Source organism: Arthrobacter sp. RT-1 (assembly GCF_003367205.1).
Taxonomy (GTDB): domain Bacteria; phylum Actinomycetota; class Actinomycetes; order Actinomycetales; family Micrococcaceae; genus Arthrobacter.
Genome location: NZ_QRGQ01000009.1, coordinates 67,796 through 93,060, shown reverse-complemented (window position 1 = coordinate 93,060; position 25,265 = coordinate 67,796). Strand labels below are relative to the sequence as shown.

General features: G+C 66.2%; 21 protein-coding genes. 11 read left to right on the top strand and 10 right to left on the bottom strand.

Annotation, left to right across the window (positions count from 1 at the left end):
* Window positions 1-32 precede the first annotated feature (32 nt).
* Both DXK94_RS09875 and DXK94_RS09870 read right to left on the bottom strand, forming a co-directional pair.
* Window positions 33-671: a TrkA family potassium uptake protein gene (locus DXK94_RS09875; protein WP_172801511.1), complete on the bottom strand. Its 639-nt coding sequence runs from the start codon at window positions 669-671 to the stop codon at window positions 33-35.
* A 40-nt stretch (window positions 672-711) separates the two neighbouring features.
* A complete protein-coding gene (locus tag DXK94_RS09870) occupies window positions 712-2,142 on the bottom strand; it encodes a TrkH family potassium uptake protein (RefSeq protein ID WP_115524831.1) in 1,431 nt (476 codons plus the stop codon).
* A gap of 104 nt (window positions 2,143-2,246) precedes the next feature.
* Here DXK94_RS09870 and DXK94_RS09865 point away from each other — a divergent pair, with 104 nt between their 5' ends.
* A complete protein-coding gene (locus DXK94_RS09865; RefSeq protein WP_115524830.1) occupies window positions 2,247-3,458 on the top strand; it encodes an acetoin utilization protein AcuC in 1,212 nt (403 codons plus the stop codon).
* Window positions 3,459-3,482: 24 nt separating this feature from the next.
* Here the strand turns inward: DXK94_RS09865 and DXK94_RS09860 are convergent, their stop codons facing one another.
* Window positions 3,483-3,953 (bottom strand): hypothetical protein, encoded by a 471-nt coding sequence (locus DXK94_RS09860; protein ID WP_115524829.1) that lies wholly within the window; start codon window positions 3,951-3,953, stop codon window positions 3,483-3,485.
* Between the two features lie 152 nt (window positions 3,954-4,105).
* Between DXK94_RS09860 and DXK94_RS09855 the strand changes: the two genes are divergently transcribed.
* A complete protein-coding gene (locus tag DXK94_RS09855; RefSeq protein WP_115524828.1) occupies window positions 4,106-4,663 on the top strand; it encodes a helix-turn-helix transcriptional regulator in 558 nt (185 codons plus the stop codon).
* A gap of 81 nt (window positions 4,664-4,744) precedes the next feature.
* On the opposite strand, the gene DXK94_RS09850 is transcribed toward DXK94_RS09855, so the two are convergent.
* The gene (locus DXK94_RS09850) at window positions 4,745-6,082 is read right to left on the bottom strand and encodes an alpha-hydroxy acid oxidase (protein ID WP_115524879.1); all 1,338 of its coding nucleotides are present in this window, start codon (window positions 6,080-6,082) and stop codon (window positions 4,745-4,747) included.
* A gap of 99 nt (window positions 6,083-6,181) precedes the next feature.
* On the opposite strand from DXK94_RS09850, the gene DXK94_RS09845 reads away from it, so the two are divergent.
* On the top strand, window positions 6,182-6,892 hold the full coding sequence (locus DXK94_RS09845; protein ID WP_115524878.1) for a FadR/GntR family transcriptional regulator: 711 nt from the start codon (window positions 6,182-6,184) through the stop codon (window positions 6,890-6,892).
* A 24-nt stretch (window positions 6,893-6,916) separates the two neighbouring features.
* Here the strand turns inward: DXK94_RS09845 and DXK94_RS09840 are convergent, their stop codons facing one another.
* Window positions 6,917-7,951: a LacI family DNA-binding transcriptional regulator gene (locus DXK94_RS09840; protein WP_115524827.1), complete on the bottom strand. Its 1,035-nt coding sequence runs from the start codon at window positions 7,949-7,951 to the stop codon at window positions 6,917-6,919.
* A gap of 364 nt (window positions 7,952-8,315) precedes the next feature.
* On the opposite strand from DXK94_RS09840, the gene DXK94_RS09835 reads away from it, so the two are divergent.
* Genes DXK94_RS09835 through DXK94_RS09815 form a run of 5 tightly spaced genes read left to right on the top strand, consistent with a single transcriptional unit; the run spans window position 8,316 to window position 14,243 of the window.
* A complete protein-coding gene (locus DXK94_RS09835; RefSeq protein WP_115524826.1) occupies window positions 8,316-9,764 on the top strand; it encodes a Gfo/Idh/MocA family oxidoreductase in 1,449 nt (482 codons plus the stop codon).
* Between the two features lie 30 nt (window positions 9,765-9,794).
* Window positions 9,795-10,760 (top strand): NAD(P)-dependent oxidoreductase, encoded by a 966-nt coding sequence (locus DXK94_RS09830; RefSeq protein ID WP_115524825.1) that lies wholly within the window; start codon window positions 9,795-9,797, stop codon window positions 10,758-10,760.
* Entirely contained in the window at window positions 10,757-11,662 is a 906-nt protein-coding gene (locus DXK94_RS09825; protein WP_115524824.1) for a 5-dehydro-4-deoxyglucarate dehydratase, read from the top strand. Before DXK94_RS09830 ends, DXK94_RS09825 begins: the two co-directional genes overlap by 4 nt.
* Complete coding sequence (locus DXK94_RS09820) at window positions 11,662-12,765, top strand: mandelate racemase/muconate lactonizing enzyme family protein (protein WP_115524823.1); 1,104 nt, start codon at window positions 11,662-11,664, stop codon at window positions 12,763-12,765. Before DXK94_RS09825 ends, DXK94_RS09820 begins: the two co-directional genes overlap by 1 nt.
* A 26-nt stretch (window positions 12,766-12,791) precedes the next feature.
* The gene (locus tag DXK94_RS09815) at window positions 12,792-14,243 is read left to right on the top strand and encodes an aldehyde dehydrogenase (NADP(+)) (protein WP_115524822.1); all 1,452 of its coding nucleotides are present in this window, start codon (window positions 12,792-12,794) and stop codon (window positions 14,241-14,243) included.
* Window positions 14,244-14,560: 317 nt separating this feature from the next.
* Here the strand turns inward: DXK94_RS09815 and DXK94_RS09810 are convergent, their stop codons facing one another.
* The 4 genes from DXK94_RS09810 to DXK94_RS09795 form a co-directional block, all read right to left on the bottom strand.
* The gene (locus DXK94_RS09810) at window positions 14,561-15,679 is read right to left on the bottom strand and encodes a Xaa-Pro peptidase family protein (RefSeq protein WP_115524821.1); all 1,119 of its coding nucleotides are present in this window, start codon (window positions 15,677-15,679) and stop codon (window positions 14,561-14,563) included.
* A complete protein-coding gene (locus DXK94_RS09805; RefSeq protein ID WP_115524820.1) occupies window positions 15,676-17,751 on the bottom strand; it encodes a DUF6807 family protein in 2,076 nt (691 codons plus the stop codon). Before DXK94_RS09805 ends, DXK94_RS09810 begins: the two co-directional genes overlap by 4 nt.
* 16 nt (window positions 17,752-17,767) lie before the next feature.
* Window positions 17,768-18,916: an acetylxylan esterase gene (locus DXK94_RS09800; protein WP_115524819.1), complete on the bottom strand. Its 1,149-nt coding sequence runs from the start codon at window positions 18,914-18,916 to the stop codon at window positions 17,768-17,770.
* An 87-nt stretch (window positions 18,917-19,003) separates the two neighbouring features.
* Window positions 19,004-20,272 (bottom strand): ABC transporter substrate-binding protein, encoded by a 1,269-nt coding sequence (locus tag DXK94_RS09795; protein ID WP_115524818.1) that lies wholly within the window; start codon window positions 20,270-20,272, stop codon window positions 19,004-19,006.
* Between the two features lie 376 nt (window positions 20,273-20,648).
* Here DXK94_RS09795 and DXK94_RS09790 point away from each other — a divergent pair, with 376 nt between their 5' ends.
* From DXK94_RS09790 to DXK94_RS09780, 3 genes are all read left to right on the top strand, one after another.
* Window positions 20,649-21,593 carry a carbohydrate ABC transporter permease gene (locus tag DXK94_RS09790; RefSeq protein ID WP_079597532.1) on the top strand — a complete coding sequence of 315 codons (945 nt, stop codon included), beginning with the start codon at window positions 20,649-20,651 and terminating at the stop codon, window positions 21,591-21,593.
* Window positions 21,583-22,527, top strand: a complete 945-nt coding sequence (locus DXK94_RS09785; RefSeq protein WP_115524817.1) for a carbohydrate ABC transporter permease — start codon at window positions 21,583-21,585, stop codon at window positions 22,525-22,527. The genes DXK94_RS09790 and DXK94_RS09785 overlap by 11 nt, the downstream gene beginning before the upstream one ends.
* A gap of 291 nt (window positions 22,528-22,818) precedes the next feature.
* On the top strand, window positions 22,819-24,177 hold the full coding sequence (locus DXK94_RS09780; protein ID WP_115524816.1) for an ABC transporter substrate-binding protein: 1,359 nt from the start codon (window positions 22,819-22,821) through the stop codon (window positions 24,175-24,177).
* 168 nt (window positions 24,178-24,345) lie between these two features.
* On the opposite strand, the gene DXK94_RS21645 is transcribed toward DXK94_RS09780, so the two are convergent.
* Window positions 24,346-25,265: HNH endonuclease (locus DXK94_RS21645; protein ID WP_258868509.1), on the bottom strand; the 920-nt coding region annotated here is incomplete at its 5' end.

The following is a 25,265-nucleotide window of genomic DNA, read 5'->3' as shown; positions in this document are numbered from 1 at the left end:
CCGAGCTTGCGAGGTTAGGGTGCGGTTGGGGACTACGGCCTGGCGGCGAAACGCTCCAGCAGGTCCACGTGGCCGGACACGATCAGCATGTCCCGCGAGGACACCTTGGTCTCCGGCCGCGCGTAGGTGAAGTCCTCACCCGGTGACTTCACGCCCACGATCGTCACGCCGTACTTGGAGCGGACCTTGGACTCATCAAGCGTGAAACCAACTGTTTCACGGGGCGGGTACATCTTGACGATGGCGAAGTCGTCGTCGAATTCGATGAAGTCGAGCATGCGCCCGGACACCAGGTGCGCCGCGCGTACGCCAGCGTCCGCTTCCGGATAAATCACGTGGTTGGCGCCGATCCGGGTGAGGATTTTGCCGTGCGACGGTGTAATCGCCTTCACCCACAAGTGTTCAATGCCCAGGTCCACCAGGTTGACGGTAATCAGCACGGAAGACTCAATGGACGTGCCCACGCCCACGACGGCCGAGCTGAACTCCTGGGCTCCAAGCTGCCGGAGTGCGTCAATGTTGGTGGCGTCGGCCTCCACCACATGGGTCAGCAGGGGAGCCCACTTCTGCACCAGGGTCCGGTCCCGTTCGATCGCGAGCACTTCACGGCCCTGCTTCACCAGCTGCTCGGCGGTGGATGAACCGAAGCGGCCCAGCCCGATCACCAGCACCGGGGCATTGTGTGCGGGGCGCCTGGGGGCGTCTGGGGAACTAGCCAATGATGGGCCTCTCTTCGGGATAGTGGTAGAGCTGGCTGCGCTGGCGCAGGGCCAGGGCGGCGGCGAGGGTTACGGTGCCTACACGGCCCGCAAACATGAGCGCTGTCAGGACGTACACGCCCTCGGGCGGAACCTCCGCGCTGAGGTTGGTGCTCAGCCCCACCGTGGCGAACGCGGAAATGGTCTCGAACAGGACGCGGTCCAGGGACGCGCCGCTGATATGGAGCAGGAGGAACGCGGAGACGGACACCAGGGTGGCGCCGGCAACGATGACCGAAATGGCCACCCGCATGCTGCCCTCCGGGATGGTCCTGCCGTACACCTTGACGTCGGCGTCGCCCCGAGCTTCAGCAACGATGGCCAGGAACATCACGGCGATGGTGGTCACTTTGATGCCGCCCGCCGTCGACGCTGAGCCGCCGCCGGCGAACATCAGGGCGTCCGTCAGGAGCATGGTGGTGGATTCCATCTGATTCTGGTCCACCAGGTTGAACCCGCCGGACCGGGTCATGACGGAGGCGAACAGCGAGTGTGTCACCTTGTCTCCGAAACCCATCGTGCCGATGGTCCGCGCGTTGTCCCACTCCATCAGGCCCCACAGGAACGTACCCGCCACCAGGAGGATAAAGGAAACCTGGATGGTCAGCTTGGTGTGCAGGTTCCACCGCTTCCAGTTCAAGCCGTTCTGCTGCAGGACCATCACCACGGGAAATCCAAGGCTGCCCAGGAAGACGCCCAGCATCAGGGGAACCAGGATCCACAGGTCAGTCTCGTACGGGACGATGCCGTCCGAGTGCGGGGTGAAGCCGGCGTTGTTGAAGGATGAGATGGCGTAGAAGATTCCATGCCACACGGATTGCCAGAACGGCTCGCCCAGGGTGAGGAACCGTGGGATCAACGCCAGCGCCAGGATCCCTTCGATGACCACGGAGGTGGTGATGACGATCCGCAGCAGGGTACCCACTTCACCGAGGCGGCCTGCGTTGTTCATGGATTCCGCCGCAATGATCTTGCCGCGGACTCCCAGCCGTTTGCTCACCATCAGGGCCAGCAGCGACGCCAGGGTCAGGGTGCCCAGGCCGCCGATGAACACGCCGATCAGGATCACCAGCTGGCCGAAGAAGGACCAGTGGACCGCCGTCGACACTACCGTGAGGCCTGTAACGCACACGGCGGAAACTGCGGTGAACATTGCCTGGTGCAGTGGGGTTGCGGTGCCGGTGGCAGAGGAAACGGGCAAGGACAGCAGGAAGGTGAACACCAGGCAGACGGCGGCGAACGCGCTCAGGGCAAGCCGGGCAGGGGAAGTGTTGGCAATGTCGTCAATGAAGTCGCGGAGCCGCGTTAGGATCCAGAGGCCCTCCCGCTCCTGCGCGGGGTGCCAGCTGGCCGAATTCCGGGGCCTCGACTGGCTTTGCGTCATGTGTGGCTTTTCCTCGGTTGAATCTGCTTCCCTCAGTAGTAAACCACTAATGCCCGCGTAATGGCCGGGCGGACAAGGGCCCGGCCTCCGGTAGCCTGTGATTGATGACATACCTGCCCGGTCTCAGCAAGCCCGCGCCGCCAACGACGGTGGCGTGGAGCCCTGACATGACCGCCTACAACTTCGGACCCGGCCATCCCATGGCACCGGAGCGGATGGACCTAACGGCACGCCTGGTCCGGAGCCTGGGACTGTTTGATCTTGAGCATGTTTCGGTGGAAGCCCCCGAGGTGGCCGCCGACGCCGACCTGGAGTCCGTGCATTCGGCCGAGTTCGTTGCTGCGGTGCGGCGGGTGAGCGAGGACCCGTCCGAATCGGATGAATCCCGCGGCCTGGGCACCGAGGACGACCCCGCCTTTGCCGGGATGCATGAAGCCGCCGCGCGGCTGGCGGGCGGATCCCTGCTGGCTGCGTCCCGAATCCTGGACGGGTCAGCCCTGCACGCCGTGAACTTCGGCGGCGGCATGCACCACGCGGCCAGGGACCGTGCCAGCGGCTTCTGCATCTACAACGACGCCGCACTTGCCGTGCAGAAGCTGCTCGACGGCGGCATCCGCAAGGTGGCGTATATCGACGTTGACGCCCACCACGGCGACGGCACGGAAAGCATCTTCTGGGACGATCCCCGGGTCCTCACCCTTTCCCTGCACGAAACGGGCCTCACGCTGTTCCCCGGTACCGGGTTCGCCAACGAGATCGGCGGGCCGCAGGCGGAGGGGACGGCCGTTAACATCGCCTTGCCGGCCGGAACGGGCGACGCCGGCTGGCTTCGGGCGTTTTACGCCGTGGTGCCGCAGCTCGTGGCCGCCTTCGAACCCGAAGTGATCGTAAGCCAGCACGGCTGTGACTCCCACCGGACGGACCCGCTCACGCACCTCAATCTCAGCGTTGACGGCCAGCGGGAGGCGGCATCCGCCGTCGGACATCTCGCCGAGCGCCACTGCGACGGCCGCTGGATCGCCACCGGCGGCGGCGGGTACAACGTCCTGCATGTGGTGCCGCGGTCCTGGAGTCACCTGGTGGCCATCGCCGCGGGGCGGCCGGTGCCGCTGCGTACGCCGGTGCCGCAGGACTGGCGCGACTATGTGGAAGGGAAATTCGGCACGTCCACGCCCGGCCTGATGGGCGACGACGTGGAGCTGTGGTGGCGGTCATGGGAGGTCGGTTTCGATCCCAACGACGCCGTGGACCGTACCGTCATGGCCACCCGCAAATCCGTGTTCCCGCTCCACGGACTCGACCCCTGGTTCGACTAGTGTCCCGTCCGGCCCCGCATTGCATCAGGATGCAGCCTTTTCGGTCTGGAACACCACGCCTGCCGCGCCAATCAGCCAGCCCAGCAGCGACAGGGCGAACGCTCCGATCAGGTCCGTGGACGCCGTGCCCTTGGCCAGCCAGAGGAGCAGGACCAGCAGCCCCACCGCCATGTAGACCACAATGGCCGCGACGATCCGTCCGGACAGCCTGGCGGTGACGTCGCCGGGGCTGAAGGGGGTTTCGGTGCGGCCAGACCCCTCAGCGTGCCGCACTTCGGCGATGGTAAATCCCAGGGCGGAGGCTGTCAGCGAGCTAAGCGACGTGGTCAGGACACCCGCCGCCGTGACCAATGCGCCGTTCAGGGCGGGAGCGGCAGTCCTTCCGTCCGGCACCCAGAACCCGACGCGGAGCAGCACGCTGCCCCACACGGCGACGAAAAGGCCCAGGAACACAAAAGCGATGATGTTGAACAGTTGCCGGCGCAGGGCATCCATGATGGCCCACCCCCTTGTCTCAGGTGGCGGCGGCCGGGCCGGCCGGGGCACAGTTCAACCGTTGTAACACCTGCGCCGCATGGGCAGCAATAGCCAGTTGGCTGACGAAATAGTTGATGCCTTTCGGCGTATATGTCGTTAGGGTGGGAGGCATGGTGACAGACGACGTATTTGCCGTCATTGCGGAATCAACCCGGCGGGACATCTTGGTCTCCCTCCGCTCCGGAGACAAGGCCGTGGGGGAACTCGTGGAAGAACTGGCAGCAAGCCAGCCCACCATTTCCAAGCACCTCAAGGTCCTGCGCGAGGCGCAGCTGGTCAGCATGCGGGCGCAGGGACAGAAGCGCTACTACGCGCTGAACCGCAAGCCGCTGGAAGGGATCGCCAGCTGGCTGGAAACGTTCGACGTCGGCTCGTCGGCTCCCGCTGCTGCTCCGCTCCGTCCCGCAGGCCGCGCCGCCGGGGACTCCGCCACCCCCCGGGGCGCTGCCGGCGAGACGCCCGAGGCGGTGGCTGCCGAGGCCGTCTCGGAAGGCGTCCTGGCACCGGACGGTGCCGAACTGAGCCCCGCCGTCGTTATTCCCGGCGGCACCACACAGTCGCTGAGCGATGACAGCGTTCCGCAGCAAATCGGCCGCACGGTGGGCCGTGCGGCGACCCGCGCGGCCGACCTGCTGGCCAACTTGCCGAAGTTCGGCCGCAAAAAGTAGCCCCTTAGCCCAAGTAAGTAGCGTCAAGTGTCGTTTTGACCCCTCAAAACGACACTTGACGCTACTCAGTTGGGGCAGGACCTACCTGTTCAGCAGGCGGACGTGGTCCGGGGTGAGCTCCGAGATGTTGCTGACGCCGAGGAGCGCCATGGTGCGGGCCATGTCCTTCTCTAGGATCTGGAGGGTGCGGTCCACACCGGCGCGGCCGCCGGCCATCAGTCCGTACAGGTAGGCGCGGCCGATCAGGGTGAAGTCCGCACCGAGGGCCAGGGCTGCCACGATGTCAGCGCCGCTCATGATGCCGGTGTCCAGCATGATCGCGGCGTCGGTGTTGTCCGCCGTGAAAGCCTGCTTGACCTCGGGGAGCAGGTGGAACGGAATGGGAGCCCGGTCCAGCTGGCGTCCGCCGTGGTTGGACAGCACCACACCGTCGGCGCCGTGGTCAACCACCCGGCGGGCGTCCTCCACGGTCTGGATGCCCTTGACCACCAGCTTGCCCTTCCAGGTTTCGCGCAGCCAGTCGAGGTCCTCGAAGGTGAGGGTGGGGTCGAACATCGAGTTGATGAGGTCCGCCACGGTGCCGGTGTAGCGGGACAGCGAGGCGAATGTCAGCGGCTCGTGCGTGAGGAAGTTGAACCACCAGGCCGGGCGGTAGGAAGCGTCCAGCACGGTCTTGACTGTCAGTGCCGGCGGGATGGTCATGCCATTGCGGACGTCGCGGAGGCGGGCGCCGGCGACGGCGGTGTCCACGGTGACCATCAATGTGTCGTTCCCGGCCCTGGCGGCGCGCTCAATCAGTTCCAGCGAGCGGTCGCGGTCTGTCCAGAGGTACAGCTGGAACCAGTTGCGGCCGTTCGGGGCGGCGGCGGCGACGTCCTCGATGGAAGCGGTGCCCATGGTGGAGAGGGTGTAGGGGATGCCCGCAGCTTCGGCCGCCTGGGAACCGGCGTACTCGCCCTCGGACTGCATCATCCGGGTGAAACCGGTGGGGGCGATGCCCACGGGAAGGCGGGAGGGCTTGCCCAGGATTTCGGTGCCCAGGTCGATCGTGGAGACGTTCCGCAGGATGCCGGGCCGGAACTCGATGTCCAGGAACGCCTGGCGTGCTCGGCCGAGGGTGATTTCCTCTTCAGCTGCGCCGTCCGTGTAGTCGAACGGGGCCTGGGGGGTGCGGCGCTTGGCGATGTCCCGGAGTTCCCAAATGGTGCTGGCGCGCTTGAGCCGGGCCTCCTTGCTGAACTCAGGCTTCTTGAACTGCATCAGGGGGGCCAGGTCCGAGTACTTGGGGATGCGCCGCTTCAGTGCCGCCGGAACAGCGGACGGCGCCGGTGCTTTAGCGGGTGCCGGCGCGGCGGGAATGTCGGTGGCATCCGGCGCGGGGGTCGTTTCCGGGTTGTTGGGCTGGATGGTGTGGGTCATGGCGTCCTCCATTGGGCAGGCGGGTCCGTGTCCGGAACCTTCTGTGGTCTAACCACACTCTAGGCCATGTGGTCCAACCACATCAACTACTATTTACGTATGCGCACCCACCAGCTTGTCCTGTCCTGGATCGAGAACGAGCTTTCCGGCGGCCGGCTGACCGTGGGCGGCCGGCTTCCGGCCGAGCGCACCCTGGCGGAACAGCTGAAGGTGTCGCGGACCTCGGTCCGGGAGGCGATCCGCATCCTTGAGGCCATGGGTGTGGTCCGGGCCGGCGTAGGGTCGGGCCCGGAAGCGGGAACCGTTGTCATTTCGGATCCGACGGCCGCGCTTGGCTCCGCCCTCCGGCTGCACGTGGCCACCCAGCACCTGCCGGTGGCGGACATCGTGGAAACCCGCGTGCTGTTGGAGTCGTGGGCCGTGGCGAAAGCCGGTCCGGATGCACCGGAACTGGAGGAGGCCTCGGCGCTTCTTGAAGCGATGGCCGCAGAAGACCTCGCGGTCAGCGACTTCCTGGCACTGGACGTCCGTTTCCACCTGGCGCTGGCCGACGCCGCGGGCAACGCCGTTGTGAGCGCGATGATGGGATCGCTCCGCGAGTCCATTCAGGGATATGCGGCGGAGCTGACGTCCGGACTGCCTGACTGGGAGGCCACGGCATCGCGGCTGCGGGCCGAGCACCAGGACATCCTGGCGGCCATCAGGAACGACGACGGCGGGCAGGCGGCCAGTCTGGTGGCCGCCCACATTGAGGGGTACTACAAAGAGGCCGGGCTGGCTTCCGCCGGAACGGAACCGGCCCGGCCGTAGCGCGGGCCCGCGTCCGCCGGCCCGTCAGCCGTGGACTGCCGTGCGGGGGGCCTTGGCCGGGCCGGTGCTTGAACGCACTTCGAGCCTGGGCTGGTACCGGCTCCCCGGAGCCTCGTTCTCCTCCTTGCGGATGAGCGCCCGCAGCTGCTGCCATGCCTGCTCGCCCAGTTCCGTGATGGGCACCGCCGCCGTGGTGAGGGCCGGCGTCGTGTATTTGGCGAACGGAATATCGTCGAAGCCGGTGACGGAGATGTCTCCCGGCACGTCCAGGCCGCGTTCATGCAGCCCGCTCATCAGGCCCATGGCCACCAGGTCGTTAAAGGCCAGGATTCCCGTGGCGCCGCTCTCCAGTACCGCGTCCACTGCCCCGTGTCCGGTGTCGAAGTCGGATCCGCCTTCAAGCATGGTCACCTCCACCTGGGGATGGGCTGCCTTGAAGGACTCCAGTCCCTGGAGCCGGAGTCCGTTCGAGGCGCTGCGGGGCGGACCGGCAAGGAATGCCAGGCGGGTGTGTCCGAGGTCCACCAAGTGCTCCGCGATGTCCTGCACGCCCTGGCCGTAGTCCACCACCAGGCTGGGTACGCCGGCGGCTGCGGTGGTCCTGTTGATCAGCACCAGGGGGTGCAGCGAGGGTGCGATCTCCTCCAGTTCGGCGTCGCTCATGCGGGGTGCGCAGAGGACGAGGCCGTCACAGCGACGGCGGGCCTCGCCGGCGAGGATGGCCTCCTCGCTGGAAACCTCGAAGGAATCGGCGATCAGAACCCGGTAGCTGTCCTGCGCGGCGGCGCGGCTCAGGCCGCGAAGAATCGCCTGGAAGGTGGGGTTGGCCAGGTCCGGCACAACGATTCCGATGGTGTCGGTCTTACCCAGGGCCAGGCTGCGCCCGACAGGATTGGGCTGGTACTTCAGTTCCGCCGCCGCTGCCCGGACGCGGGCTGCGATGTCCGGGTCCACTGTGAAGTTGCCGTTCATTACGCGGGAAACCGTGGCGTGCGAAACCCCTGCCTTGATGGCGACATCCGCGATGCCAATCCGGCCGGTTGCCGATTTCCTGACCATGCTGGTCCCTTCCTTGGCGCAGCGGACGGTGTCCCTGCGCGTACTGCTGCCCGATGGCAGGCTCCTGCCGCCTTTGCCCGACGGCGTGTCCAACACAGCATATACCGCTGCGGGAAAGCGATTTCTCTCATTTTCCCAAGTTTTCCAGCAACTTTTTGTCCATTCGGCGGAGCCGGAGCCGCAGCCGGACTGGAAACCGTTTTCTCCCAACGCTGATAATGGTTGACGGATGCACATTCCCCTTGGTACAAATCTTATAGCGACCTGAGAAAACGCTTTCTTGGGCAAGGTGCAGCACTGCACCGATTGTCGAACGTCAGAGGCCGCCGGGCGGCCGGGTATCAGCTTTCGAAAGGGACCCCTCATGGTCAACACAGCCGAATCCAGTTCTGCTGCAGGGGCGGCAACAGCTGCTCCGGACACCGCCGCAACTGTGGGCGCTGCTGCCGCAGCCGGCGGTAAAGCCCGCATTGCCTTGATCGGCACCGGGGGCCGCTCGGAAATGTACATCCGGGCAATCTTCGGCAACTATGCCCACACCGCAGAGCTGGTGGCCTTCTCCGACGTGAATCCCGGGCGCGTGGAGTTCTACCAGAAGCTCATCCAGGAACTGGGTGCGCCGGGGCCTGTTGCTTCGTTCGATCCCGCAGATCTCACCGCCTTCATCCAGGCCAACAACATCGACCGCGTAGTGGTGACTACGCCGGACTACACCCACGCCGACTACATTGTTGAAGCGCTCCGTGCAGGGGCCGACGTTGTGGTGGAAAAGCCGCTCACCATCGACGCCGAGGGCTGCCGGCGCATCACCCAGGCCGTGCACGAGACGGGCCGCAACGTGGTGGTCACGTTCAACTACCGCTACTCGCCGCGGAACAGCGCCCTCAAGGAAATCATCCAGAGCGGTGTGATCGGCAAGGTTACCTCCATCGACTTCAGCTGGGTCCTGGATACCGTCCACGGGGCTGACTACTTCCGCCGCTGGCACCGCGATAAGAAGAACTCCGGCGGCCTGCTGATCCACAAGGCATCCCACCACTTCGACCTGGTCAACTGGTGGATCGATGACGTCCCCGAGCGCGTCTTTGCCTCCGGCGGCTTGAAGTTCTATGGCGACAAGAATGCGGCAGAACGCGGCCTGGGCCCCCGTCCCGAACGCGGCACCCCCAGCGCCGACGCCCCGGCCACGGCAGAGAAGGACCCGTTCACGCTGGACCTCCGCGAGGACGAGCGGCTCAAGGCCCTCTTCCTGGACAACGAGCACTACGACGGATACCGCCGCGACCAGGACGTCTTCACCGGCGGCATCACCATCGAGGACAACCTCGCGCTGGTTGTGGAATACCAGGGCGGGCCGCGCCTGAGCTACTCACTGAACGCACACAGCCCCTGGGAGGGCTACCGCGTGGCGGTCAACGGCACCGAAGGCCGCGCCGAACTCGAAGTGGTGGAACGGGCCGCCGTCACCAGCAGCACGGACAAAAAGACCGTGGTGGACCCGAGTGCTACCCCCGTCGAGGAAGACGACGCCATCCGCCGCAACGGTGAACGCCTCGTGGTCCAGCGCCACTGGGAAGCTGCCTACGAGGTGCCGATCGTCAACGGCGAAGGAGGCCACGGCGGCGGGGACGAGCTCCTCCTCTCGGACCTTTTCAACGGACCGGGGGAAGACCCCCTGGGCCGACCGTCCGGTTACCTGGACGGACTGCGCTCCGTCTCCGTGGGCATCGCCGGGAACCGCTCGCTTGAATCGTCCCTGCCCGTCCGCATCGAGGACCTGGACCTCGGCGTCGACCTCCGACGCGGCGCCTAGTCCGCGGCCTGAAAACCTAAAGGAACCAATATGAGCAGGATTTTTGTCACCGGCGGCTCCGGCCGGCTGGGACGCAGTGTGGTGGCGGGGCTTGCAGAAGCCGGCCACCACGTCATCTCGGTGGACCGGGACGCCGTGCCGGCCGATCAGCTGCCAGCCGGCGTCGTGCAGGAAACGGCAGACCTCCTTGCTCCGGGGGAGGCGCTGCGCCTCCTTCGCGAGACCAGGCCCGACGCCGTCATCCACCTTGCGGCGATCGCGGTTCCGTTCAGCGCGCCCGAGGACGTCATCTTCGCCACCAACACCCGGCTCGCCTTCGCCGTGGTCAGCGCCGCGACGGAACTGGGAGTGCCGAAGATCGTGACGGCCAGCAGCCCCACGGTCCTCGGCTACGGTTCGCCCGCCGGGTGGCTGCCGGCCGCGTTCCCGCTTGACGAGCGGACCACGCCGCGGCCGTGGAATGCCTACGCCCTGTCCAAGCTCATCGCCGAGCAGACCGTGCAGATGTTCGCTGCCGCGCAGGGGGAGAAGATCCGTTATGCCGCCTTCCGCCCCTGCTTCGTGATCTCGCCGGAGGAGTGGGACGGCGCACCGACGCAGCAGGGCCACACCCTTGCCGAGCGGCTGGCCGATCCGGCGCTGTCCGCCCCGGCCTTGTTCAACTACGTGGATGCCCGGGACGTGGCGGATTTCCTGATCCTGCTGCTGCAGAAGATGGACTCCATTCCCAACGGGGAAACCTTCTTCGTGGGCGCGGCCGACGCCCTCGCCACGGCATCCCTCGCCGAACTGATGCCCAGGTTCCTGCCCGGAAGTGAAGCCCTCAGTGCCGGGCTGACCGGCACCAGCCCCGCCTTCTCCATCGCTAAAGCCCAGGAACTCCTGGGCTGGCAGCCCACGCGCAGCTGGCGCACGGAACTCAAGTCCCATCCCACCCTCAACGACGAGACCTCCGCGCTGGTCAGTGCCGGCAGCGGAACCAAGGAGACATCATGAAATTCGACGGCGTACTGTTCTTTCCTGTCACTCCGTTCACGGCCGAAGGTGCCGTTGATGTAGAGCTGCTGAAGGAACACATCAGCTCCCGGCTCCCGTTCGGGCCCGGCGGTGTGTTCCCCGCCTGCGGAACCGGCGAATTCCACGCCCTCAGCATCGAGGAGGTCCGCACGGTGGTGACGGCCGCCGTCGAGGTTGTGGCAGGAAAAGTCCCGGTAGTAGCCGGCGCCGGTGGTCCGCTTGGCCACGCCCTTGCAGCCGCCCGCGCCGCGGAAGAAGCCGGCGCGGACGCCCTCCTGGTCCTGCCGCCGTACCTGGTCACCGGGCCCACGGACGGACTGGTGGCCTACATCGAAGCAGTCGCTGCCGCCAGCAGCCTGCCGGTGATCGTCTACCACCGCGGCAACGCCAAGTTCACGGCCGCTTCCATGGCCCGCCTGGCGGCCAACCCGAAGGTGGTCGGCTTCAAGGACGGGCTGGGGGACGTGGGCCTTGCCCAGGAGATTGTGTCCGCCGTCAAGGCCACCGACCGGGAGGACTTCGCCTTCTTCAACGGACTGCTCACCGCGGAACTGACGCAGGGCGCCTACCGCGGCCTCGGCATCCCGCTCTACTCCTCGGCCGCCTTCGCCATGGCCCCGGAGATCGCCAAGGCCTACTACGACGCCTACATGGCCGGCGACGAGGAGCGCCGCAACGCCCTGCTCGAAGGCTTCTACGCGCCCCTGGTCCGCCTCCGCGACCAGACCCCGGGCTTCGGCGTTTCGCTGATCAAGGCAGGCCTGCGCCTGGGCGGGCTGCCGGTAGGCTCCGTGCGCCCGCCGCTGGTGGACCCCACAGAGGAGCAGCTGGTGCAGCTGAAGTCCATCCTCGCCAAGGGCTACGAGCTGGCCGGCCGCTGATGAGCGCCCCGGCGGCCGAAGCCGTCCGCACCGTTCCCCGCATCACGGGCCTGACCTCCCGGCTCATCACCGTCCCGCTGCGCCGAAGCTGGGGCGTCGAGGCACCCGAGAACCACGTGATCGTCACCGAAATCCACACGGACGACGGCGGCGCGGGGCACGGTTTTACATGGACGCCCACCATCGGCCCGCAGGCCGTCAAGGCGCTGCTGGACTACGACATCGCCCCTTTTGTCACCGGGCTGCCGGCCAATCCGGAGACCGTCTGGGACGCGCTGTGGAAACGCCTGCACGAGGCCGGCGGCGGGGGACTGACCACCATCGCCATGGCCGGCGTCGACCTTGCCCTGTGGGACCTGCAGGCCCGCCGTTCCCAGACATCCGTGGCCGGGCTCCTGGGCCAGCGGCAGGAATCGGCGGAGGTGTACGGGTCCGGGGTGAACCTGCACTACACCCTTGAAGAGCTCGTTGCCCAGGTTGAGCGGTGGGTTGCGGCCGGGCACCAGGCGGTAAAGATCAAGGTGGGCAAGCCCGATATCCGGGAGGACGCTGAACGGGTGGCCGCAGTCCGCTCCGTTCTGGGGCCCGACCGGAAGCTGATGATCGACGCCAACCAGCGCTGGGACCTCCCTACCACCCTCCGCGCCCTGGATGTCCTGTCCGGCTTCGGGCTGGAGTGGCTGGAGGAACCCATCCGCGCCGACGACCTGTGGGCATACCGCAGGCTCCGCAAGCATTCACCTGTGCCCATCGCGCTCGGCGAAAACCTGCACACCATCTACCGCTTCCGCGATTTCATCGACGCCGAGGCGGTGGACATCATCCAGCCCAACATCATCCGGGTGGGCGGGATTACCCCGTTCCGGCGGATCGTCGAGCTGGCCCGGACCAACAGCATCCGGGTGATGCCCCACCTGCTGCCGGAACTTTCCGGACAGCTGGCGCTCACCCTGGCGGAGCCCACACTCGTGGAGGACGTGGAAGAAGCATCCTTCGAACAGCTCGGCATCCTGGACGGGCCCTCTCCCGTGCGCTTCAGCGACAGCCGGGTAACCCTGGCCGGCCAGCCGGGCCTCGGCTTCCGGTTCCGGGACGAACTTTAAACTACAGACGAAGAACAGGTACCTGAGTGACAACTGCAACGCTTTCCCTGTCCGAACTCACCGCCGCCGCCACCCAGGCAGCCACGATTTCCGCCGCCGCACCCGATGCCGAACGCGCTGCCTGGCTCACGGCAGTAGCTGACGCGCTGGATGCCAACGCTGCCGAACTGGTGGACATTGCGGATTCGGAGACCAGCCTTGGCGCCCCGCGGCTGACCGGCGAAGTGGCCCGGACCTCCGGCCAGCTGCGCCTCTTCGCCCGCGTGATCACCGAAGGCTCCTACCTCGAGGCCATCATCGACCACGCGGACCCGGCCTCCACCCCGCCCAAGCCCGACCTCCGCCGCATCCTGCGGCCGATCGGTCCGGTGGCAGTCTTTTCCGCCTCCAACTTCCCGTTTGCCTTCTCGGTGGCCGGAGGTGACACCGCCTCGGCCCTCGCCGTGGGCTGCTCCGTCATCGTCAAGGCCCACTCCGGCCACCTGCGCCTGTCCGAGCGGACAGCGGAAATCGTGGCTGATGCCCTCGGCGCCGCGGGAGCACCGGAAGGCCTGTTCGCGCTGGTCAGCGGCCGTGAGGTGGGCACCGCCCTGGTCCAGGACCCGGCCATCAAGGCAGTGGGGTTCACCGGCTCCATCCCCGGGGGGCGTGCCTTGTTCGACCTCGCAACCTCCCGGCCCGACCCCATCCCGTTCTACGGGGAACTGGGCAGCCTCAATCCAGTGGTCATCACCGCTGCAGCACTGGCAGAACGCAGCGGCCAGCTCTCGGCGGGCCTGGCAGGCTCGTTCACGCTTGGTGCGGGGCAGTTCTGCACCAAGCCGGGTTTGGTCTTCATTCCGGCAGGAACCTCCTTTGCCGCGGAAGTGGCGGAGGCCAGCAAGGACAAGCCCGCCGTCGGCATGCTCACCAGCAGGATCGCCGAGGCATACCCGGATGGGCTCCGCAGCTTTGCGTCGGTGCCCGGGGTGGACGTGGTCAGCGGCAGCGTGGACCAGGATGCCGCAGCCAACGGTGCAGCGCCGGTGGTCTTCTCCATCTCCGCCGCGAAGGTGCTGGAGAACCCGGGGCAACTGCTCGAAGAGTGCTTCGGACCCACCACCGTGCTGATCGAATACGCGGACCAGGCCGAACTGTCGGCCGTGCTGGCCAAGGTGCCGGGCAGCCTGACAGCCACCCTCCACGCCCAGCCCGGCGAGGACGTCACAGCGCTCGTGGAGCAGCTCTCCGGGCTGGCCGGCCGGGTCCTGTTCGACGGCTGGCCCACCGGCGTCGCCGTCAACTGGGCCCAGCAGCACGGCGGCCCGTACCCGGCCACCACGTCCCTCTTCACCTCGGTGGGCGCGACGGCGGTGCGCAGGTTCCAGCGGCCGGTCGCCTACCAGGACGCGCCGGAAACGGTGCTGCACCCGGCGCTGCACGAGGCCAACCCGCTGCGCATCCCGCGTCGTGTGGACGGTGAACTCGTGCTGCCGTAGCTGTAGCGCTCTCGCACTCAGTGCCGCTTAAACTCAAACGCTCTATCACTTTCTTTAGGAGAGTGATAGCGCGTTTCAGTTTAAGCGGCAGGACGTCCGGAGTGCTGCTCGGCCGGCGGGCGTCACGCAGCGCCGGCTTTTGGCAAGCGCACAACGACGGCGCCCGGTTTGGCGGGGGAGCGGCGCCTGTGGTGGGCCAAAAGGCTGCCAGACGTGACGCCGTCGTACGTCCAGCCCGACGCCCCCTCACGTGCCGCCCCGGCCGGAGCGACACGTGAGAGAGGATCGGCGAGAAACCGGCATCACGTGAGAGAGGGTTACAGCTGCAGCGTGACGGGGCGCTGCAGCCCGTTCACGATGGCCACCGGCCAGCGGGGGTCCACCGTGAGGACCTGCAGGCCGGACTCCGTCAGCTGCACGGTGTCCTCGATCTTGACTGCGGGACCCGAAGGGTTCCAGGTGAAGGTCTGGCCCAGGACAACCGTGTCCGCCACGGCGGAGGTAACGCGCGGGTCCCGGCCCGCATACCCGGCGGGACCGCCCTGGTGGTGCTGTTCCCACTGGTCGGCGCCGAAGCCGTGACGGACGTACGATGCCTGAATTTCGGAGAAGATACGGTCCAGCCGCGCGCCCGGGACCGTGGCGTCGAAGATGTCCGCCTCCACTGCGGCGATCCGGGCCTCCGCGTCCCGCTCCTCCAAAGTGCCGGCGTCGAACCGCACCCAGCGGGTGATGTTGGCAACTAAGCCGTCCCGGCGCGCGCAGACCACGGCCATCGCGCGGCGGCCAAGGGGGGAATGGGTGGCCAGCGGGTGGCGGAACGTGTTGCGGGAACTGCCGTTGCACAGCAGGACCAGGGGTTCCGCTCCTGCCGCCACCACGCGTTCGGCCAGGGCGGACACCAGCTCAAATTCCGTGGTGTCCGGCCGTGCGGTGGACAGCACATCGGTCATGATGGCTGCCAACTCGGCGCTGAGGAGGGCGTAGCGGGCGCTTTCGGCGGGAAGCAGCTGCTGGCGGGCGGCGCGCAGCTCGGACGCGACGTCCGCTTCCACCAGCGGAGCCTGGGCTCCGGCAGGGGAAGAGCCGACGGCGGCGGCAGCCTCGTGCAGGTTTCCGTACCAGGGAACGGTGTGCAGGGAGACCCCGGCCGGGAGCTCCTCGGCGGCGATACGGCCGGCTTCGTTGTTGAAGGTCACCAGGTGGTCGCCGCCGCGGTCCACCAGCACCGCGGCGATGGGATCGCCGGCGAGGCTGATGTGGACCCGGCTGCCGTCCAGGTACCAGGTCAGTGCCGTGTGCGTTGTCAGGAGCAGCGAGTCCCGGCCGGCGGCGTCAAGGATGTCCAGGACCCGGCGGCGCTTGACCTCCCGGTCCGCCGCTGATGCCGGTGATACGCGGAGGGCCGGCGGAGCGGCGGCTGTTGTCTGGGTCATGAGAGGTCCCCCTGTTGGTTGATTAAAGCTTCGATGTCGGTGGTGTTCAGGATGCCGTCGGCAATAAAGACGAAAATTTTGCGCCGGACCGGGTTGCCGGGTTCGGCGATGACGGGAGTGTCCCAGGCGAGCGACTGGCCCACGCCGGGATACCCTTCCAGGCGGACGAACCAGGGGTCCGTGGAACCGCGGGGAGCGACGAAAACCAGGGTGGCCTCGCCGTCGGCCGTTCCCGGGCCGAACTTTCCGGTCCAGGCGAGCCAGCGCGCCACGCTGCCGTGCACCCCCGGTTCACCGGTGCCGGCGGGGGTCCACACAGCAGCGCTGCGGCACTCCGGCAGCCGCCAGAAAAAGCCGCCGTAGCCGCCCTCATGGCGGCCATTGGAGCCGGGGCTGCCCAGACTGACCGGGTTGGTGCCGGCGGGGGAGAGGGCGAACTCGAGGGACAGGGCCCACACCCTTGGGCTGATGCCCTGCCAGCGCCAGGATCGGTCTTCCGCGAGGACGGGCTTGCCGTCGGGTCCGTTCCAGCTGAGCGTCTCCTGCAGCCTGCCGGCGGAGCCGCCGGACACGGCGGCGGTCTGATCCAGGACAGTTTCGGTGACGGAGATGCTGCCGTGGTCGCGCCGCCAGACGTACTGCCCGGCGTCGCGCGTATAAGTCCTGCCGCCCCAGAAGTTGATGCCGTCCACGTCCTGCAGCGCCACGCCCGCGCCCAGGTGCCACACATGGTCAAACGGCTGGTGGTCGGTCACCACGGTGCCGGCCAGCGTGCGGACGGGGTGCAGGTAGGGCCGCGGCGAGGAAACGGCACGAATGCGGCTGCCGTCCTGGTAATCCGCCACCGCACGCCCGTCCACGGTCAGCGAGCGGACCGCCGGAAGGGCGCGTGCCCATAGGAATCCAAGCTCAGCGAAGGTTGCCTGCGCCTTGGCAGCGCGGTCAATCAGGTTTGCGATGCCGGGGACCACGGGATGGGCGTCGTCACCGTCGCCCTCCCAGCTGATGTGGTCCTGACCGATGGCCTGCGGCGCCGGGGCGGTGCGGATGGCTTCCAGCACCGTGGTGAAGGCGCCGGTGTCCGGCAGCGAGCACAGAAGTCGAGCACCCGTGGCGCGGGCCTCCAGGAGGTTTTCGAGCAGGTCCGTCCGGCCGAAGCTTTCCCGGCGCTCGCCGTCCGGGGTGGTGATGACCACCTCGTCCTTTGTGTAGAACAGGGTGATCTCGCCCCGGGTGCCGTGCACGGTGACCGAGGGATCCAGCTGTTCCGGAGCACAGAGGGTCAGGCCGCAGAGAAGGGTGGTGCCGTGGGCGGTGCGCACCCGGATCACCGAGGTGTCGTCACTCTCGGTTTCGTGGGCGCGGTAAAGGTCCGTGTCCACGGATGCGACGTCCGAAAGCGTGTGTGCCCCGGCCATGTGCAGGGCCGTGGCGACTGCGTGCGCCAGTGCGTTGGTGGCCACGCCGTCCACAACGTCGATGCCGTCCAGGCTGCGCTTCCCGGCCCAGCGCGAGCGTTTGAAGTATGCCTTGTTCCGCACCCACTGGCCCTTGGCGCTCAGGCCCAGGACATCCCCGATGCCGCCTGTCTCAACGAGGTCCCGGATGGCGGGCAGGGCGTGGGACCCCAGGCTTTGGAAGCCTACCTGGACCAGTTTGCCTGCTGCCTCGGCGGCTGCCAGGACCTCGTTGAACTGGGCCAGCGACGCTACCGGGGGCTTTTCAACGTAGACGTCCATGCCTGCCCGGAGGGCTGCGACGGCCAGCGGCGCGTGCGTCTGGATAGGGGTGGCGAGGATGACGACGTCGGCTCCCGGCTGGGCTGCGAGCAGCCCGTCCAGGTCGGGGAAGACGGCAACAGATTCCGCGAGTTTGCCCGGCTCTGGAGGGTTGGGGTCAGCGACGGCGACCAGTTCGACGGCGCCGGCCTCCTCCAGCCGGGCGAGGTTGGCCAGGTGCCGTTCGCCGAAGCCGTGGACGCCCACCAGGGCGATGCGCGGCACGGCGGCGGGTAAAGGCGCGGCGTGGCGGGGGCTGCTGCCGTGTTCCGCGGTGGCGGATTGCTGAGTCATCAAAGGGTCCTTGAGGCTAAAGGGCTGTAGTGGATGGAGTCTTGAGGTGCAGGGCGCCGGCCAGGAAATCGATGGCTTCGTCCTGCATTGCCGTGGTGAAGACGTGGCCGCCGGGCCAGAAGGTCCCGGTGTACTTCCCGTCGCGGTGCAGCGTTTCCAGCACCCGGTGGGCCTGCCGCATCCCGTGCTCCGGGAACAGCTCATCGGCCAGCGCGTATTGCACCAGGAAGTCGGCATCTGACCGGGCAGTCAGTTCAGGCCAGTCGCCCAGTTTCCACAGCCCGGGCGTTTGGAGCAGCCATGAGTGGGCGTCCAGGTACGCGGGCAGGAGCGACTGGAACGTGGTCATCATGCACGTCACCACCGATGCCCGGATCTTTGGGCTGAGCACGGCCAGGGCAAGCGACCGGCCCCCGCCGCCGGAGAAGCCGACGCAGCCCAGGCGGTCTGCGTCCACTCCTGGCAGTCCGGCCAGGATGTCCAGCGCGGCGAGGTCGTCGTGGGCCACCATACCGGCCAGGCTGGTGCCCAGAAGCCCGGCTGTTTTGGCAACAGTGTCTTCGTGGAACGCGGCCGCGGCGTTGTAGTCGTCCGCCTCGGAAGGCACGACGCCGTCCTCCCGCCACTGCGCCCGCCGCGCCTCCAGCGCGGAGGCAGTCCGCCACGGGGGACTGGAGAGGTCGAAGCGGCGGCTGCCCCAGGCGAAGCTGTCATGGGCCAGGACGGCAAAGCCCCTGCGGGCAGTCTCGGTGGCGAGGGCGTGTCCGTCATAATGGCCGGCGCGGGCGGCCTCGGCAGAGGGATGGTTCGTTGGAAGCTCCACCAGCCGGTCCGCACCGCCAAACTTGTTCCCGCCGTGGCAGTGCAGCGCGAGGACTCCGGGCAGCGGGCCTGCGGAGTCCGCAGGCCTGACCAGCCAGGCGGTGGTTGCCGGCCCGAAGCCCAACTGCCAGCTGAGCTGGGAGGTGGTGACGCCGTCGTACGTTTCTTCCCACTGGATTGTCACCTCCGGAAGGCGGGACACGGCGGGCACGCCCAACGCGTCCGAGAGTTCCTGGGCCCCGGGGGTGGCGGCACGGTAGCGCGGGGGTTGGCGGACGTAGGCAGGCCAGTCCTCGTAACCGGCAATGGCACTGGGCCGTGCAGGGCGGGTAGTGGCACTCACTGGCCTGCCTCCTCTGGTTGTGATTGGTTGAAGCTGCTTGATGGGCGTCCGGCTGCTGCCTGCCTGCTCTGATCCGCCGTACGGGGATCAGCCCAGGTTCGAGTTGACTTCTTGGATGAAGCTCTTGGCGGCGTCGCGCGGTGATGTCTTTCCAAACAGGACGTCCGTGGTGAGCCGGTTGATGACCTCCATGGTGGCCGACGACCCGGCGGGGAAGGGCAGCGGCGGTTCGATCTTCATCTCAGCGACGCGGTCCAGGTATTCCGCTTCCTTCTGCTGGGATTCCTTTAGCAGGGGTGTGATGGCGGCCTTGAGATCGGTGTTGGCAGGCATGCCGCGGTCGCTCTTGATCTTGGTGGCCGCGTCCACGTTGTTCACCAGGTAGTTGATGAACATGGCTGCTTCCTTGGGGTGCGCCGACTTGGAGGAGATGGCGTATTCCATGGAGGACCGCAGCCACGTGCCGGGCTGCTTGCTCTCGTTCGGCAGTTTCATCATGACCAGGGGTGAACCCGAGTAGGAGTTCATCTGGTTGCTCCAGGAGATCTTCATGCCCTGCTTGCCCTGGCCCATCAGCGTCAGCTCCGGCTGGGCTGAGTTGTCCTCAACAGTCTGGGAGGCCGAGGGTGCGCCGCCGGTGTCCATCAGCTTCTTGTTCATCTCGAACCACTTTGTGGCGGTGTCCTCGCTGATGCCCAGCTTCTTGCCGTCGTCCGTGTACAGGTCCTCGCCGTGCTGGCGGGCCCACACCGCCAGAAACGAGTCGTTGGTCATCGGGGTGGTTCCGAATGTTCCCGCAGGAGACTTCCGGGTAATCTCGGCGGCGATGTCCGCGTAGTCGTCCCAGGTCCAGGTCTCGTCGTCGGGCAGCTCCACTCCGGCAGCCTCGAAGACTTTCGGGTCAATCACCATGGACATGGCATTAACGCCGGCCGTGATGGTGTACTGCTTGCCGTCGATTTTGCCGAGGTCCACCGTCCCTTCGGCAAACTTGGAGGTGTCGATCTGGTCCTTGACCTTGTCCAGGTCCAGCAGGACGCCGCGGGTGGCATATTCGCTGGGGTAGGCGCCGCTCATGGCGAAGACATCCGGCGTGGTGCCGCCGGCGATCTGGGTGGCCATCTTGTCCCAGTAGGAGCTGAACTCGGTGTTTTCGCCCTGGACCTTGATGGTGGGGTTCGCGGCCTCGAAGTCCTTGATGACCTCCAGGGTGGTTTTGGCGCGGGAATCGTTGCCCCACCAGGCAAACCGGATGGTAACAGGATCTTCGACAGTCCCCACCTTTCCGGTCTCCGGGCTGCTGCCGCATCCGGTGAGAACCAGGGCCATCGCCGCTGTTGCGCCGGCCACCCCCATTACTGACTTTTTGAGACGAAACCGCATTGTCCTGCCCCTCAGGTTGTGTGATCTAGTGTTGGGTGATGCGCGTAACAAGAAAGCGTTTTCTCAAAAACTAACAAAGGGCTATACAGGAGTCAAGAAACCGTTTACTTTGGTACGGAGCCGCTTTTTCACCAACACCACCGGCGGCATCCGGACCACGCACTCCTGACGCTGTTGCGGCGGGACCCCGGAGCCGCAAGGTGCTCGAACACATCGCCCCGGCGATAACCAAGAACGTGGAGGCCACGATGACCAAAGGAGACAACATGGCCGCAAAACACATACCCAGGACACCGCGCCCGGCGCATGCGCCGGCAGCAGCGGGCCTGAACGGGACGGGGCAACTGCGGTGAGCGCCATCAGCGAGCTCAGCTCGATTTCCCGCCGCAAGGGCAAACTCTCCGCCGAGGAAAAGAAGGCGAACGGCCGGGATAACAAGGCCGCCTATATCTTCCTTCTGCCGTGGCTGGTGGGCCTTGTGGCCATCACCATCGGGCCCATGATCATGTCCCTGTACCTGTCCTTCACGGACTACAACCTGCTCCAGCCCCCGGAATGGGTGGGCCTGGACAACTTCACCCGCATGCTGACCGATGCCCGGCTGCACAACTCGCTCGGCGTAACGTTCACCTACGTCCTGGTCGGCGTTCCGCTGCAGCTGGCCGTGGCACTGCTGATCGCCCTGGTCCTGGATAAAGGCCTGCGCGGACTGCCGTTCTACCGCTCCGTGTTTTACTTGCCGTCCCTGCTGGGCGGTTCGGTGGCCGTTGCCATCCTGTGGAAGCAGATCTTCGGCACCACCGGCCTGGTCAACCAGGTCCTGGCGATGTTCGGCATCCAGGGTCCGGGCTGGATCTCCGATCCCAGCACCGCGCTCGGATCGATCATCCTGCTGCACGTGTGGACCTTCGGCGCCCCCATGATCATCTTCCTGGCCGGCCTGCGGCAGATTCCGGTCATGTACTACGAGGCCGCAAAGGTTGACGGCGCCACCACGCTGCAGCAGTTCTGGCGGATCACCATGCCGATGCTGAGCCCCATCCTCTTCTTCAACCTGGTGCTGCAGATCATCGGTTCGTTCCAGTCGTTCACCCAGGCGTTCATCGTCTCCGGAGGCAACGGCGGTCCGTCCGACTCCACGATGTTCTTCACCCTGTACCTCTACCAAAAGGGGTTCGGCCAGTTCGACATGGGCTACGCCTCCGCCATGGCGTGGTTCCTGCTGGTCATCATCGGTGTCTTCACCGCCATCAACTTCATCGCTTCTAAGTATTGGGTTTTCTATGACGACTAAGCTGGAGACGCTGCCCACCCCGGACAAGAAGTCAGGGCCGGGCAAGCCTACGAACCACCGCAAGCCCAAGGTCCGCGAGTCCCGCGGCACCCTCGCCTTCAGCAGGGCCCAGCGCGGTAAAGCCCTGATGAAGCACGCCATCCTGATCCTTGCCGGCGGCCTGATGATCTACCCACTGCTGTGGATGATCGTCTCCTCGCTGCGGGCAAACGAACTGATCTTCCGCGAACCCGGCCTCTGGCTCGACAGCCTGGAGATGAGCAACTACACGGACGGCTGGTCCGCCCTGACCCACCCGTTCGGGCACTACATGATCAACTCCGCCATCGTGGTGATCGGCTCGATCCTGGGCAACCTGATCTCCTGCTCCATGGCCGCCTACGCCTTCGCCCGGCTGCAGTTCACCGGCAAGAAGCTGTTCTTCGGCATCATGCTGCTGACCATCATGCTGCCGTTCCACGTAGTCATCGTTCCGCAGTACATCCTGTTCTCGCAGATCGGCTGGGTGAACACCTTCTGGCCGCTGATCGTGCCCAAACTGCTGGCCACCGAAGCGTTCTTCGTCTTCCTGATGGTCCAGTTCATCCGCGGCATCCCGCGTGAACTGGATGAAGCGGCCCGGATCGACGGCGCCGGCCACCCGCGCATCTTCCTGAGGGTCATCCTGCCGCTGATGGTCCCCGCGCTGGCCACCACCACCATCTTCACCTTCATCTGGACCTGGAACGACTTCTTCGGCGCCCTGATCTACCTGACGGACCCGGACATGTTCACCGTCCCCGTGGCACTGCGCGCCTTCGTGGACTCGCAGTCCGCCACCAGCTGGGGATCGCTGTTCGCGATGTCCATCGTGTCCCTGCTGCCGGTCTTCCTCGTCTTCCTCTTTGGCCAGCGGTTCCTCATCAAGGGCATCGCCACCACCGGCATCAAATAACCTGCACTTTGCAGGACCTGCCGGGCGCCGCGATTAGGCGGCTTTCCGGAGCACCAGCAGCGCAACCCGACGGCCCGTCCTCGCGACGGGCCGTTGGGCTGCCGGAACGAAACCACCCGTAAATTTGCCCTCTCCAACTCCTTGTAATACAAGTTTTTCACTTGTAGCATTAGCTGCAGAAAGCGTTTTCCCGCTAACTGCCCCAGCATCAATGAATAGTGAAACCCTGCAACACCAGCATCCGAAGCAAACCATCCCCAGCACCTAGATCAAAGAAGATCGGAGTACCCAGTGCCGCTTTTCCCCCGTTCTGCGTCTGCTGCAAAGCAATCGGCAGAGACTCCATCCCGTGGCGCCGCCCGCCGCATCCGTAAGACAGGCGTGGTTGCCGCTGCAGCCGCCGTCGTTATGGCCCTTAGTGCCTGCGGCGGGGTTGCCGCCCCGCAAAACGCCGACGGCACTGTGGAACTACGGTTCTCCTGGTGGGGCGGCGACAAGCGCGCCCAGCTGACCCAGGAGGCCATCAAGCAGTTCGAGGCCGAGAACCCCAACATCAAGATCAAGCCGGAGTTCGGCGACTGGAGCGGTTACTGGGACAAGCTCGCCACCCAGGTTGCCGCCAACGACGCCCCGGACATCATCCAGATGGACGAAAAGTACATCACCGAATACTCAAGCCGCGGCGCCCTGTTGGACCTCTCCAAATACGAGATCGACACGTCCAAGCTCGATGAAGCCGCGCTGAATGCAGGCAAGAGCGAGGACGGGCTGACCGGCATCGCCGCAGGCATCAACGCCGCCACCATCCTGGCCAACCCGGCCGTCTTCGAGGCAGCCGGCGTCCCGCTGCCGGATGACTCCAAGTGGACCTGGGATGACTTCGAGCGGATCGCCTCCGAAATCACGGAAAAGTCCCCCAAGGGCACTTACGGCGCCGCCGCCTACGGAACCGATGAGGCTTCACTCGGCGTTTGGCTCCGCCAGAACGGCAAGTCCCTGTACACGTCCGACGGCAAGCTGGGTTTCGAACCCAGTGACATCGCCGAATGGTGGGCGTTCCTGAAGCAGCTCAGCGAGAACAAGGCTGTTCCCACGGCATCCGAGGTTGTTGAAGCCGAGGCTGCCCCGCTGGACCAGAGTGGCCTCGCCACCGGCAAGAACGGCATGGCGTTCTGGTGGTCCAACCAGGCTCCTGCGCTGGAAAAGGCTTCCGGCAGCGACCTGAAGATCCTGCGGTTCCCCACCAAGACAGGGTCTGCCGCTGACGCCGGGCTTTGGTACAAGGCCTCGCAGTTCTGGTCAGCCTCCTCGCGCACCAAGCACCCTGAGGAAACTGCCAAGTTCATCAACTTCCTGGCCAACAACGTCAAGGCCGGCGAAACGCTCCTTGCTGACCGTGGCGTCTACCCGAACTCCGAGGTCCGGGCAGCCATCGAATCCAAGCTGACACCGGCAGACGTCAAGGTGGTCAAGTTCATCGACCAGATCAAGGACGAGCTTGGCGAGGCTCCGGCTCCGCCGCCGAAGGGCGCCGGTTCCATCCAGGAGATCATCAAGCGCTACACCTCCGAGGTGCTCTTCGAACGGCTGTCCACGGAGGAAGCCGGCAAGAAGGCGCACGACGAGATGAAGTCAGCCATCAGCAGCTAGTTTTCACACCGCCAACACGGCTCCGGACAGATCGGGTGGACGCCTCCTCCGCCCCCTAACGTCCGACGGCGGGTGGCAGCACCGTCCCGGCGGGAACCTTGCGGTTCCTTCCGGGGCGGAGCTGTTTAAGCCGGAGCCACATACATGGAGCTGCTCAAACGGAGCTGTTCAAGGGGAGCTTCTTGGACGCACCTTTTTACGCGAAACCGGGGGATGGTGTTGCATGACGCGGCCCAACACAATGACGCCTGGTTTCTGCTGGCTGGCGTGCTCCGCACATTCCCTTGCTGCTGGATCGACTCCACGTCCCCCATTGGTTAGCGGTATTGGAGTTGAATCCTTGACGGGCGCGCCAATAAGCGGCGTCCCGGGAAGTGGGGGCGCGGTGGAGTAGTAGGTGTGGCCTGTTGGGGTTCGGGTTTCGACGGTGTGGCGGGTTCCGGGGATGGGTTTGGCGGTCCAGCCGGGGTTTTCCTTGGTGTGGTTGCAGGCTTCGCAGAGCCCTTGGCCGTTGGTGCTGCTGGTTGGTCCGTCGTTGTGCCAAGGGATGATGTGATCGTCATGCCGGATGGGCGCGTCGCAGTAGGGGGTCCGGCAGGTGTCGTCGCGTACTTGGAGGAACCGGCGGAGCCCGGGCGGGAAGAACCTGGCTTTTGAGTCCATCGCGACCAGCTCGCCGGTGCCGGGGGCGGTGTAGAGCCGGCGGAGCCAGACGGACAATTCATGCTGATCGGGAGAACCAACATAAGGGCCAGAACCAGAACCGGAGCCAGAACCAGAACCAGAACCAGAACCGGAACCGGAACCGGAGCCAGAACCAGCACTAGCGTCCGGGGCGGCCATCCCCGCGGAACCGGGGCTGGTTGTCCTGTTCAGGATGGTCTCGCGCGCCCATTGTGCGGGGACAGTGCCGTAGCCGGTGAGTCGGGCGGGTTCGCTGTCGCCCTGGAAGAGGGTGCGGTCTGTCACGACCAGCTGAATGTCGATCCCGGTGATCCCGCCGGGGGTCCCGGTGACGCGTTCGACCAGGGAGTCGGCCATAACCTGGCCGCGGGACCGTTCATCACCGCGGGACCGAGCGGCATCAA